Raw genomic sequence first — 12,918 nt, forward strand, 5'->3', positions numbered from 1 at the left:
CACCGGACCGGTTACTTCGGTCACCTCGCGCCCGGCAATCGTGCCCGGCAGCCCGCATGCAGGCAGAGCGTCAGGGTCTTACGTCACAATGAATTATCGCCATTCCTTCCATGCGGGCAACAGTGCCGATGTCGTGAAGCACAGCCTGCTGATCGCGCTCGTGCGGGCCCTGCAGCAGAAACCGGGCGCGCTGACGCTGATCGATACGCATGCCGGCTGCGGGCTGTACGACCTTGACGGCGAGGATGCGCAACGCACCGGCGAGTCCCTACAGGGCGTGCTGCGGGCCTTTGCCGAGCCGAACCCCTTGCTGGACGACTACCGCGCCGCGGTACAGGCGGTGAATTCCGGGACCGAACCGCAATTCTACCCCGGCTCGCCGCGGATCCTCGCGCAGCTTCTGCGCCCGCAGGATTTGCTGATCCTCAACGAGAAGCACCCCGAGGACGCCTATACCCTGCGCGGGGTGATGCGCGGCACGCCCGCTGCGGTGCACGAGCGCGACGCCTATGAGCTTTGGCTGGCGCTGCTGCCGCCCCGGACCGCGCGTGGCGTGGTGGTGGTCGACCCGCCGTACGAGCAGCCCGATGACCGCGACCGTATCACCGCGACCCTCGCCGCCGCGCACCGTAAATGGGCGCATGGCGTGACGGTGATCTGGTATCCGCTGAAGGACCGCGCCACGCATACGCGGTGGACGGGGCAGTTGCGCAGGCTCGGTATCCCCAAAGTGCTGGGGGTGGAGCATTGGCTGTACGATGCCGATCAGTCCGGCATCTACAACGGCGCGGGCCTGTATATCGTCAACCCGCCCTACGCCTTCACGCAGGCGCTGCCGCCTATGCTTGAAGCGCTGCGCGCGGTGCTGGCGCCGGAGGGGCATAGCGGCGAGATCACCGCCGTGTGGCTGGGCGATTAGCGTAAACCCGCATCGCCCCGCTCTGGCCGGCTGCAAACGGCCGGGCTGCCAACGTCAAAAGACCGACGCTCTGGCAGGCAATTCGCATCGTCGAGAGCGGCCGTCCGTTGAGTACGATCATTCCCGATTCTCCAGCTCCGGTCGGCGATTTCGAGACGATCTATTGGGACCAGTAATCCGTGCCGCCGGGGGGCGCCAAGCTGCTGACGGTTCCGAAGCCGGCCTCAGGTTTGTCGTTGCCGAAGCGCGGGGGTTACGATCGTACGGCGAGATCGTTATAGGTCCGTAATGAAGATCGCTGCAATTTCCGACATTCACGGGAATGTCGCTGCCCTCGACGCAGTTCTCGGCGACATCGCCACCCGGCACGTGGACCAGATCGTGAACCTCGGGGACATCTGCTCAGGGGGCCTGTTCCCGCGGGAAACAGCCGATCGATTGATGCCTCTGGGATTGCCCACTATACGCGGCAATCACGAACGTCAGATATCGGATCAGCCTCGCGAGCGCATGGGATTGTCCGATCGCCACGCCTTCGACCAGCTGAGCGCTGAACAGCGTGCGTGGCTGACAGCATTGCCCACGACCATGCGCCTGTCCAAAGATGTGCTGCTTGTTCATGGCACGCCGGACAGCGACCTGACCTATTTTCTAGAGACGGTGACGGAGGCGGGGCTTCGTCAGGCCACTCGCGAGGAAGTTCGACACCGTGCGGGAACTGTCGATGCGGCCGTGATCCTCTGCGGCCATACGCATCTCCAGCGGGTGATGACGCTCGACGACGGGCGCATGATCATAAATCCGGGAAGCGTCGGTCTTCCGGCATATGACGATGACCGACCCTACGCTCACCTGGTGGAAAGCGGATCGCCGCATGCGCGCTATGCGGTATTGTCCAATGAGGGTGATGGCTGGGTGGTAGAGTTTCTGTCCGTCGATTATGATTGGGAACAAGCGGCCCGTGATGCCGAGGCGAATGCCCGGACCGACTGGTCCAGACCTTTGCGAACCGGTCGGGTCTAGCACGAGGGTATCGTATTTCTCGATGCGAAGTGCGTTTCGGGAAGCCGTGTCGCTTCTCGAAATCCGGTCCTTCAGGGAACGGCATCAGCGCCGAGCCTCCCCAAAGCCAATTTTCTGCAGTCGCCGACCAAGCGTCACGTGTGAGCTCGACGCCATCCACGTCACCGGCATCATCGTCAGGCAGCGTATGCGCCGCTGGGTTATCGGTCGCGTCTTGAAGCCTGGTACCGTAGACATATCGCAGGGTCGGTTTCGTTGCCGGGGATGCGTGTTGGGTCCATGGTTTTTCCCTTTGCTGTCTTGTGGGAACTTACTAGCATTCGTTGACGCCATCGACGTATCTGGCCGTCAATGCGCTGACTTGGCTGAGAATTTTGTACGTAAACATGTCAAAAATTATGACATATTCGTTCGAGGGCATGAGCACGGCGCTACGGGAATAATTGCGATGATTGTTGCGGCGGCAAACCGATAAGCAACATTCGCTAGGCAAGATTTCGAAAATATGGTGTGGATACGGCAACGTCGAGGAATGCCACGGCAATCATCGACCGTACGTCTTGATCGAGGAATCCAATGCGCGCGTCAGTGTTACAGGCGTCCGCTGCGGTCGGAACCACCCTGCGCGGCAAGCATCCGAAAGCCCCGATGCCTGCTCGCCAAGGCAGCGTGCCGACACCGAGGGGCCGCTCCGGGTTGCGAACCGCCACGGGCGACATTCACGAACGCCGGCATCATCATCCCGTGCTTTCGCGTCGGGCGGCAAGCTCGGCCGACCGGGACGAATATCGTCTGCTTCTCGGCCACACATACGGTTTCAATACCGTCGTCGACCCCATGCTCGGTGTCGGCGGTGGACTGATCGGCTGCCTTGTCTGGGGCCTGCCCGAACCAGGACTGAGTGCCGGTGACTGGAGCCGGTGTGCCGTCGGGCTGGACACCAACCTACCCGACGCTGCCGTGCAGGACCGACCTGCTGCAACGGCAGCGGCGGTGTCGATGTTTGCGGCGTATGAGGAATGGATGCCGGCATGACGCAGCAAATGGACGGTGCCGTCGATCTGACCAACTGCGATCGCGAGCCGATCCATATTCCCGGCTCGATCCTCCCCCATGGTGCGATGCTCGTGGTCGATCCTGCAACGATGCTGGTCGAGCAGGTCGCAGGCGACACCCTCGGCCTGTTCGGCAGGGATGCGGCGTCGCTGACCGGGCAGGACTTGGCGGACTTGCTGAATGCCGAGCAGCTTCAGCGGCTTCGCGATTTGCTGCAAAGCTCCAGCCTCGCGCGCCCGCGTCACCTGCTGGATCCGTTGCTGCGGGTCGTCCCCGACCGCGCGATCGATGCCAGCGTCCATCTGAGCGATGGCGCGCTGGTGATCGAGGTCGAGGATGCCGACCTGAGCGACCGTCATGCCGTCGATCCGCTCGCCTGCGTCCAGGAAATGTTCGACGGACTTGGCGACGCTCCCGATCTCCAGGCCTATTGCCAACTGGCGGCCGAGCGGGTGCGGGCGGTCGCGGGCTACGACCGGGTGATGGTCTATCGCTTCATGCCCGACGATTCCGGCTGGGTGTTCGCCGAAGCCCGGAACGCCGACATCACGCCATTCCTCGATCTGCACTATCCCGCGTCGGATATCCCGAAACAGGCCCGCACGCTGTATCTGACCAGCTGGCTGCGTCTGATCACCGAAGTCGATTACACGCCCGCGCCGCTGCTGCCGTCGATCAATCCGCGCAGCGGCCTGCCGCTCGACATGAGCCACGCGACCCTGCGTGACGTTTCGCCGATCCACCGGGAATATCTGCGCAACATGGGCGTCGACGCCTCGATGTCGATCTCGATCATCTTCGAAGGCAGGCTTTGGGGGCTGATCGCCTGTCACCATCATACGCCGCGCCGCCTGCCGCGTCATCTCCGCGGTGTCTGCGAGCTGTTCGGATCGATGTTCTCGCTGCAACTGGAAGTGCGGCTGCGCGCCGAGCAGCTCGAGGCCCGGTTGCTGTCCCGCAAGGCGCTGTCCGGGATCATGCACGCGCTGGCGAGCGAGGATGATTACGGGGCCGGACTGGTCGCGCAGCAGCAGCAGCTGCTCGATTACATATCCGCGGGTGGTCTTGCGCTGCGGGTTGGGCAGACCCGTGGCGGTGTCGCCATCCGCGTCAACAGCGGCATCACCGCGTTGGGCAATACGCCCGATGACGACCAGATTGGCGCCCTGACAGACTGGCTGACCCTGCGCATGGGCACGTTCGAAGGGGTGTATGCCACGGATCGGCTGGGCGAAGACTATCCGCCGGCCAAGGCCTATGCGGAGATCGCCTCCGGGTTGCTTGCCATGTCCGTCTCGCGCGAACCGCGCGACTTCGTGCTGTGGTTCAGACCCGAGGTGGTCGAGACCGTGCAATGGGGCGGCGATCCGAACAAGCCCATGGAAGTCGGTCCGAACGGCATCCGGCTGACGCCGCGCAAATCCTTCGAGGCGTGGACCGAGACCGTGCGCGGTCGGTCGACCCCCTGGTCGCCGTCCGACAACGATGCTGCGTTCGACCTGCGGGTGTCGCTGCTGGAGGTCGTCCTGCGGCGGATCGATGCTGCCGCACGCGAACGGCTGCGCGCCTGGCAGCAGGAACAATTGCTGATGGCCGAACTCGACCACCGGGTGAAGAACACCTTGGCCAGCATTCAGGCGATGGTGGCGCAGACGAGCCGAAGTGCGTCGTCGCTTGCTGCTTTCACCCATGGGCTCGACCGGCGGATTCGGTCGATGTCGCGCGCACACAGTCTGCTCACGCAAAGTCGATGGGAAGGCGTGTCGCTCATCGTGCTGATCCAACAGGAGCTAGATGCGTATCGGGCGGAGCATGCGAACGTCACGATCACCGGTCCGGATGTGATGCTTCTCCCGAAAGCGGCACTGGCGCTGTCGTTGGCGATCCACGAGCTTGCCACCAACGCCGGCAAATACGGGGCCTTGTCGGCCGCCGGCGGTCATGTCGACATTCGTTGGCAGTTTGACCCGCAGGCTGGACTGGAGCTGCGATGGCAGGAAAGCGGCGGTCCTCCGGTCAGCAAGCCCACACGGCGCGGTTTCGGATCGACCTTGATCGAGCGGGCCTTGGCGCTGGAAACGAGCGGATCTTCGACTCTAACGTTCGACCCGGGCGGGGTGGCGTGCGCGATCGTCATGCCCGCGTCGGTGGCGCAGTCTGGCGGCACCGCCTCCCACGCCTCTATCGCCTATGATGCCCCTGCGAAAGTCACAGACATTCCTACCGACAATCCGCCGCGGATCCTGATCGTTGAAGATTCAGCTATGGTGCTGATGCTCATCGAGGATGTGGTCATCGATTTGGGCTGGGACATTGTCGGTCCCGCGATGCGGCTGCCGGAAGCCTTAAAGCTTGCTTGCGAGGCAGCGATCGATGCCGCGCTCGTCGACGTCAATCTCGATGGCGAAATGTCGTGGGACGCTGCTGCCATCCTGCAAGATCGCAAGATCCCGTTCGTCTTCACCACCGGCTACGACAGCGCCACCGTCCTGCCGGAGCGGTTCGCCGGCCATCCCGTGCTCAACAAGCCGTTCTCGGCCGAAGACGTTGGACGCACGTTGCAAACCTTGTTGAGCCGGCACTGAGCGTGCCGCAGGGGAATGCCGGGCAGCGTAGATTGATCGACCATGCCTGGCCGCGACCGGTTGCGGACGTTCGTTCATGCTTGGCGACACCGTTGAAAAATGGCTGGCATCCAACGATGATCGACTGCGGTTCCTGCGATTGCTCTCTTTGCAGCAAGCGCAATGTCACAACCGTCCGGTTGCGCGACCGCTTACGCTTCATCGACGGCGTGACACCTTTTTGAGGGCTCGCGACAATGTGTCGATCGAATAGGGCTTATGCACCAGTTCGAACCCGTGCGTACCGCTCTGCGCCAGAACCTCGCTGTACCCGCTGGTCAACACGACCGGCAGCTTAGGATACAGCCGGCCGATCTCCTGACCCAGCTCGATACCGGACATGCCCGGCATCATCACGTCGGAGAAGACGATGTCGAACCTGCCTGCATCTGTCGCCAGTTCGGCGAGTGCCTTGGAGGCGTCCATCGCCAAGACCGTATGATAGCCCAACTCTCCCAACGCCTCGGTCGCGAACATGCCAACCTCGGCATTGTCCTCGACGACCAGCACGCAGGCGCCTTCGCCGAGCGGCAGGGAGTTGTCGCCTTCTTCGGCCGCTCCGCCGTCCAGCCCGTCGACCCGGGGCAGGAACATGGTGAATGTTGCGCCTTCGCCTTCGTCGCTTGTGACGACGACGCCCCCGCCGGACTGCTTTGTGAAACCGAAGACCTGGCTGAGGCCAAGGCCTGTCCCTTCGCCTACCCCCTTGGTGGTGAAGAACGGTTCGAAGATCCGTTCAATGTTGTCGGCTGGAATACCGGGACCGCTGTCGGTCAAGGAGACCGTCACGAACTCGCCCGGCGTGGCCGGATGGGACCGTATGGCGGGCATGCCGGAGGCTGCCGCCACCACGATGGCCAGCTCGCCCGCGCCGTTCATGGCATCGCGTGCATTGACCGCCATGTTGACGATCGCGGTGTCGAACTGGCTGCGGTCCGCGTCGATGTAGCAAGGCTCCGTCGGCAGCCGATGCGATACCTTGATGCGTGCGCCCGTCAGCGTCCGCACCATGTCGCTGACCGTCCGCACGCTTTCCGAGACATCGAAGACTTCGGGTTTGAGCGACTGGCGGCGCGCGAATGCGAGCAACTGGTTGGTCAGTTTGGTCGCGCGTTCGGCGGTGTCGGAGATCGCGTCGATATAGCGCTGCCGGCGTTCGTCGGAGAGACCGGGCCGGCGCAATAGGTCGATAGAACCCCGGATGACCGTCAGCAGATTGTTGAAGTCGTGCGCCACCCCACCGGTGAGTTGCCCGATCGCCTCCACCTTCTGCGATTGGCGCAACGCATCCTCGGCCTGGCCGAGGTCGGCGGTTCGCTCGGCGACGCGCTGCTCCAGCGTTTCGGCGAGCGCGCGCAGATCGGCGACAGCACGGTCGCGCTCCGCTGCGATGCTCCGCCGTTCCTCGACGTCGATCAGGACGCCGGGAAAGCTCAGCGGCGTTCCGTCGGGTGCATGGTCAACCCGACCGTTCGCCTCGATCCAGTAATATCGGCCGTCAGCACGGCGGACCCGGTATTGATGCGCATAGGACCCACTGCGGGCGATCACCGCGGTGATGGCCTCAGTCAGCCCTGCCTGATCGTCGGGATGTACCGTTGCTGTAATCTGCGCGAGCGGAATGCCGGATCGGCCGAGCGCCGGATCAAGGCCGAAGGCACGCGCGAATGCCTCGTCTACGGTGAATTGATCGCTTGGCAGGTCCCAGTGCCAGGTGCCGATGATGGCGCCGGCTTCCAGCGCGAGTTTCACCCGCTCGACGTTCTGACGTGCGACGGCTTCACTGACACGCAGGCGTTCCTCCGCTTCTCGGCGGGCGGTCACGTCGTTGAAAATAATTGCGATCTGTCGATCTGCGGGATCGCCAACCCTTACTGCGCGTACGTCGAACCAGCGCTGGAATGCCTCGGCATAATTCTCGAAATTGGTTGCTTCACCGGTCTTGGCAACATGCCCGTATGTCTCGAACCAGAACTGCTCGAGGTCAGGTGCGAATTCCGTGACCCACTTGCCGCGCAAGTTGACGCCGGACTGGCGTTCAAAAGCGGGGTTGGCTTCGACAAACCGGTAATCGACGGCTTTGTCATCCTCGTCGAACTTGACCTCGACGATGGCGAAAGCCGCATCGACCGTGTCGAAGATTGTCTGGAAGCGCTGCTGCGCTTTCCGGAGCGCTTCGCCGGCAAGATGCTCTTCGGTACGATCACGAAGAACCTTGACGTAACCGGTATGGCGGCCGGCCGAATCCCGGAGCAGGGATAACTCACCGCTGGCCCAAAAAGGCTCGTCCCCCTTGCGCACGTGCCACCGCTCATCAGTGGCCCGCCCCGTCTCACGGGCGCAGGCCATCTCCTGTACCGGCACCCCGGCCGCGCGGTCTTCATCCGTGAAGAACAGGAAGACGCTTCGACCGATCACCTCGTCTTCCGACCAGCCCAGCACCCGTTCCGCGCCATAGCTCCATTCGATGATACGGCCTTCGAGATCGCAGGCTACGATGGCGAAGTCCTGTGCGCTATCGACAATCGCCCGCTGGCGCGCTTCGGCGGCAATCAGGCGTCCCGTTGCAACACGCTGCTCAAACTGCACCATGACCTGTCGCGCCATGACGCGGATCGTCTGCTTCTGAACCTCGGTCAGGTCGCGGGGGCGATAGTCCAGAACGCAGAGCGTGCCGATCGGAAAGCCATCAGACGACTTCAACAGGGCGCCAGCATAGAAGCGCAGGTGCGGCTCACCCGTGACCAGGGGATTGCAGTCGAACCGTGGGTCGTCTGTCGCATCGGGGACGAGCAGGAATTCATCCTCGAGGATCGCACGCCCGCAGAAAGACGTCTCCAACGGCGTCTCACGAACGCCAAGCCCGACTTCCGCCTTGAAGAACTGGCGGCCGTCCCCGATCAGATTCACGATCGCGATTGGCGCGTCGCAGATCGCCGCCACCAGTTCGGCGATCTCGTCGAACGCCGCCTCGCGCGGAGTGTCCAGCAGGTCATATTCTGCGAGGGCAGCCAGTCGCTGCTTCTCGTGCGCGGGCAGCTCGGTCATCGGACTCCAAAGGTTTAGCGGATCACTGTGCTGTAGCATCGTCACCGCCAAGCTCAACGTTGGTCGTTCTTAAACTGTCGAAACCGACCGGTTGTGGCACCCGCAGCGACTTATGCTCTTTCCCGTTCCTCGACGATGGCTCCATGATTTGAAAATCCTGCATCGCGACCGCTGTGATCACGGAAAGATCCGATGACAGGGAACCTCGGCATGCCTCTCACGTATGTTGGTTAACGAATATATTGTGGGATTGGGACGAGGGGTCGATGACTGAGACTGGAAGAGTTGCCTATCATCGCGACCGGGCTGAGCAAGAACGAAGGCGCGCGAGCGAAGCAATCGATGACCGCAGCAAGAATGTTCATATCGAACTGGCCCTGGCCCATGGAAAAGCGGTCGTTCTTGGCGGGCATCGTCTTCGCGCGGCGCACGACCGGTGATGCGAGCCGAAGAGGCTTGACGGTATAACTCTCGGACGCTCGCGCAAAGAGCGCTGATCATGCGGCGACTGGGGGTCGGAACGGGATGCCGGTGTCTGCCCAGGTTCCCCCTTCCGAGGACACGCGATCGTAACACGAGATCAGGCAGCGAATTCTGTCCAGCCTATCGCATCGGAATAGGTGTCGATCCGACGCGGCATGAACGATCGGCGACGCTGCAGCCGCGACAATGGATTCGAGGCTGGACAAGATGGCGACGTTCGCCAGAACGCTGTCGGGCAACGTCGCCGTGATCATAGGCCCCGTCGCCATCTTCGTCGCCGCGGGCTTCGAGCATTCCATCGCCAACATGTCCCTGCTGCCAATCGGCTGGTCAGGTTAGCGTCTGATCGCCTCCTGCGGTGAGGTGAGCCCAAGGGAGGGCAGGACCGACGGGCACGATTCCGCAAGGGTTGAGGTCGCGGTGGCTGGCGTAGTAATGCGTCTTGATGTGATCGAGATGCACCGTCGCGGCGATGCGCGGATCTGCCAGCATCCGTTCGACGTACGCTTCCAGCGCCGGATAGTCGGAGATGCGGCGCACGTTGCACTTGAAATGGAAGTGATAGACCGCATCGAAGCGGACCAGCGTGGTGAAGAGGCGGATATCGGCCTCCGTCATCGCCTCGCCCACCAGCCAGTCGCTGCCGGACAGCCTCTCTTCCAGCCAGTCGAGCGATTCGAACAGCGGGCGCACCGCCGCCTCGTACGCGTCCTGCGTCGTGGCGAACCCGGCCTTGTACACGCCGTTGTTCACCGTGTCGTAGACACGGTCGTTGACCTCATCGATCTGCTGCCGCTGGGCCTGAGGATAGAGGTCCGGCCCGGATCCGCCGAACGCCGCGAGCATCCGGATGATGTCCGCCGATTCGTTCGACACGATCGTGTCGGTCTCACGATCCCACAGGATAGGTACGGTGACCTTGCCGGAATAGTCCGGCCTGGCGCGGGCGTACAACTGCCACAGGAACTCGGCGTCGTGCAGTGGATCGCCACTACCGCCGCGGCTCGTGCCGAAGGTCCAGCCATTGTCCAGCATGACAGGGTCGACCACCGAGACGCCGATCGCATCCTCCAGTCCGTGCAGCGCGCGCACGATTAGCGTCCGATGCGCCCAGGGGCAGGCATAGCTGACATAGAGGTGATATCGGCCGGGCGTCGCCGGATGGCCGGGCTGTCCGTCCTGGCCGGGGCTCCCCACCGGGGTCAGCCAGTCGCGAAAGCCCGCATCCTGCCGTTCGAACGCGCCGCCCTTGCTGTCTTCCGTCACCTTGCCCGCGTGCCACGCACCGTCGATCATTCTACCCATGTCATCCCTCCGTCGAAATCGGACCTCAAGCAAGATCCGCCACCGTTTCCCCTCACGAACGACCAACGGCTCTTTTCGTCTCATGCGATGCCCTTGGGGGCGGGTTCGGGACCGGTCGCCCCGGCTCAGGCAAACAGCGGCCGCAGGTCGACGGTCGCGTCCACCACGCCGGTCGCCTGGTCGTTGCGGAAGGGATAGGAGCGTGCAGGAGCGGTAGGAGGTTCTTGAATGGCAAAGCATGGTCGGATGGCAGGGATGGCGGCCGGGTTGATGATCCTCGCGGCGACGGTCGAGGCTGCCGCACAGCCTCGCGTCGAGCGAATGACACAGAGGCCTGTCGCGCTGACGCCGTTGCCGGCCACAATGCACGGCCGTTTCGAGCGGAAAGGCGCCGGCTTTGTTCGCCAATGGCCGGGCAGTTATGCCGAGACGGCGTTTCGGGGCTCGGCGGTATCGTTCGACGTGGGGCCGGGCGAGGTGGCACTCCACGTGCTCGTCGATGGACGCAGGATCACGACGCTCGTCAAGCCGGTTCCGGGCCTGTACCGCGTCGCCGGGATGCCCGCCGGCCGGCACGCGTTGCGCATCGAGGTCGCTTCGGAAAGCCAGTCCGGTCCGACCGGCATCGGGCCGTTCTTCGCCGAACGGGGGACGGTCGGAACGAAGTTGCGCAGTCGCACGCGGCAGATCGAGTTCGTCGGCGATTCGCACACCGTCGGCTATGGTGTGACGTCGCCCAAACGCGAATGTACCCAGGACGAGGTCTGGGCGACGACGGATACGTCGCGCGGCTTTGGCGCGCTGCTCGCACGCCGCTACGGCGCGGATTACGCAGTCAATGCGATTTCCGGGCGCGGGGTGGTGCGCAACTATGGCGGGTTCGCAGCCGACACGCTGCCCGAAGCCTATCCCTTCACCCTGTTCGATCATCGATCCCGTGCCAACGTGCCCGGCTGGCATCCGCAGGTGATCGTTGTCTCGCTGGGCACCAACGATTTCACCACACCGCTTCACGCCGGCGAAACATGGGTGAGCCGCGACGCCCTCCACGGCGATTACGAACGACGCTATGTGCGCTTCGTGCAAGCGCTCCACGCGCGCGATCCACGCGCGCAGATCGTGCTGTGGGCCACGGACATGGCCAATGGCGAGATCCAGGCGGAGGTGGCCAAGGTTGCCGCGACCTTGCGCAGATCCGGCGCGCCGTGGCTCACCTATGTCCCGGTCAACGGCCTTTCCTTCACCGGGTGCCACTCGCACCCCTCGCTCGCGGATCAGACCGTGATTGCCGACCGGATCGCGGCGGTGATCGACGCGCGCGTCGCGGGATGGGCCCGACGCTCCTGATCGACGGACGGCCGTTTCGTCGGGCCAGCGAACGCAATAGGGCGCGGCGCATTATCCTGCTATCGCAGCGGGATGACGATATCGCATCCTGCCCCCACCGATGCCCGTGTCGAGGAACGTGCCGCAGTCGACGCCGCGACCTTTGCCGCCGAGATCGCCCTGCGCGACGCGCCGATCGTGTTGCGCGGCCAGGTCGCGCACTGGGCCAGCGTCCGGGCTGCGGCGGGTGGCGATCGAGCGACGGCGGCGTATCTGACCGGGCTCGGCAATGGCGGCAAGCCGATGGAGGTGCTGATCGGCGGCCCGGCGTTCGGTGGCAAATTCTTCTATCGCGGCGATAATCTGGAAGGGTTCAACTTCCACCGCGAAAAGGCGCCGCTCGGCGTGTTGCTGAGCGAATTGCTGCGCCTGTCGGACGTCCCCGAAGCCGAGCGGCATATCCTCTATGCGAACGCGGCGACCGCGCCCGAGCATCTGCCGGGATGGGCGGCGGCGAACCCGCTCGAACTGCCGATGGGCGGGGCGACGCCGCGGCTGTGGATCGGCAACGGATCGCAGACCGCGACGCATTATGACGGGTCGACCAATCTCGCCTGCGTGGTCGCTGGCGAGCGGCGGTTCACGCTGTTTCCCCCCGATCAGGTCGGCAATCTCTATCTGGGGCCGCTCGACCGGACGCTGGCGGGGCCGCCTTCGAGCATGGTCGATCCGCTTGCGCCCGATCTGGAGCGGTATCCGCGCTATGCCGAGGCGCTCGGCCACGCGGTGGTGGCCGATCTTGGGCCGGGCGACGCGATCTTCATCCCGGCGATCTGGTGGCACCACGTCCAGGCGTTCGGGACGCTCAACGTGCTGTGCAACTATTGGCGCGCCTATGATTCGAGCGTGTCGGCGTTCCATGCGGTGGTGCACGCGATGATGGCGGTGCGCGACCTGCCCGCGGCGGAGAAGGCGGGCTGGCGCGCGTGGTTCGAACATTATGTCTTCGCGGACGAGGCGAGTGCGGCGGGCGATCATCTGCCCGCGCCCGCGCGCGGCGTGCTCGGGCCGGCCAGCCAGGACCGGACCGAGCGAATCCGCGGCTATCTGCTGAAATCGCTCCAGCGCCGCTGA

At 63.9% G+C, this 12,918-nt stretch carries 9 protein-coding genes; 7 read left to right on the forward strand and 2 right to left on the reverse strand.

Translation table 11 applies throughout. The features are described from left to right. Positions 1–88 precede the first annotated feature (88 nt). The 4 genes from IFT87_RS17600 to IFT87_RS17615 all read left to right on the forward strand — a co-directional run bounded on the left by IFT87_RS17600 (position 89) and on the right by IFT87_RS17615 (position 5,583). A complete protein-coding gene (locus IFT87_RS17600; RefSeq protein WP_037533191.1) occupies positions 89–919 on the forward strand; it encodes a 23S rRNA (adenine(2030)-N(6))-methyltransferase RlmJ in 831 nt (276 codons plus the stop codon). 288 nt (positions 920–1,207) lie between these two features. Next, on the forward strand, positions 1,208–1,942 hold the full coding sequence (locus IFT87_RS17605) for a metallophosphoesterase family protein (protein ID WP_031438928.1): 735 nt from the start codon (positions 1,208–1,210) through the stop codon (positions 1,940–1,942). Positions 1,943–2,518: 576 nt separating this feature from the next. After that, a complete protein-coding gene (locus tag IFT87_RS17610; protein ID WP_128082370.1) occupies positions 2,519–2,977 on the forward strand; it encodes a hypothetical protein in 459 nt (152 codons plus the stop codon). Next, positions 2,974–5,583: an HWE histidine kinase domain-containing protein gene (locus IFT87_RS17615; protein ID WP_192191401.1), complete on the forward strand. Its 2,610-nt coding sequence runs from the start codon at positions 2,974–2,976 to the stop codon at positions 5,581–5,583. Before IFT87_RS17610 ends, IFT87_RS17615 begins: the two co-directional genes overlap by 4 nt. A 198-nt stretch (positions 5,584–5,781) precedes the next feature. On the opposite strand, the gene IFT87_RS17620 is transcribed toward IFT87_RS17615, so the two are convergent. Then, on the reverse strand, positions 5,782–8,670 hold the full coding sequence (locus IFT87_RS17620; RefSeq protein ID WP_037533196.1) for a PAS domain S-box protein: 2,889 nt from the start codon (positions 8,668–8,670) through the stop codon (positions 5,782–5,784). A 690-nt stretch (positions 8,671–9,360) separates the two neighbouring features. Between IFT87_RS17620 and IFT87_RS17625 the strand changes: the two genes are divergently transcribed. After that, positions 9,361–9,492 carry a formate/nitrite transporter family protein gene (locus IFT87_RS17625; RefSeq protein WP_249403428.1) on the forward strand — a complete coding sequence of 44 codons (132 nt, stop codon included), beginning with the start codon at positions 9,361–9,363 and terminating at the stop codon, positions 9,490–9,492. Here the strand turns inward: IFT87_RS17625 and IFT87_RS17630 are convergent. Continuing rightward, entirely contained in the window at positions 9,484–10,458 is a 975-nt protein-coding gene (locus IFT87_RS17630; protein ID WP_037533206.1) for a glutathione S-transferase family protein, read from the reverse strand. The two genes, IFT87_RS17625 and IFT87_RS17630, sit on opposite strands and share 9 nt — an antisense overlap. Positions 10,459–10,686: 228 nt before the next feature. Here IFT87_RS17630 and IFT87_RS17635 point away from each other — a divergent pair, with 228 nt between their 5' ends. Continuing rightward, on the forward strand, positions 10,687–11,805 hold the full coding sequence (locus IFT87_RS17635) for an SGNH/GDSL hydrolase family protein (RefSeq protein ID WP_249403429.1): 1,119 nt from the start codon (positions 10,687–10,689) through the stop codon (positions 11,803–11,805). Positions 11,806–11,877: 72 nt separating this feature from the next. Then, positions 11,878–12,918, forward strand: coding sequence for a cupin-like domain-containing protein (locus tag IFT87_RS17640; RefSeq protein WP_037533212.1), 1,041 nt, complete (start codon positions 11,878–11,880; stop codon positions 12,916–12,918).

This window comes from Sphingomonas sp. CFBP 8765 (assembly GCF_014841445.1).
GTDB classification, from domain to species: Bacteria; Pseudomonadota; Alphaproteobacteria; order Sphingomonadales; family Sphingomonadaceae; genus Sphingomonas; species Sphingomonas aerolata.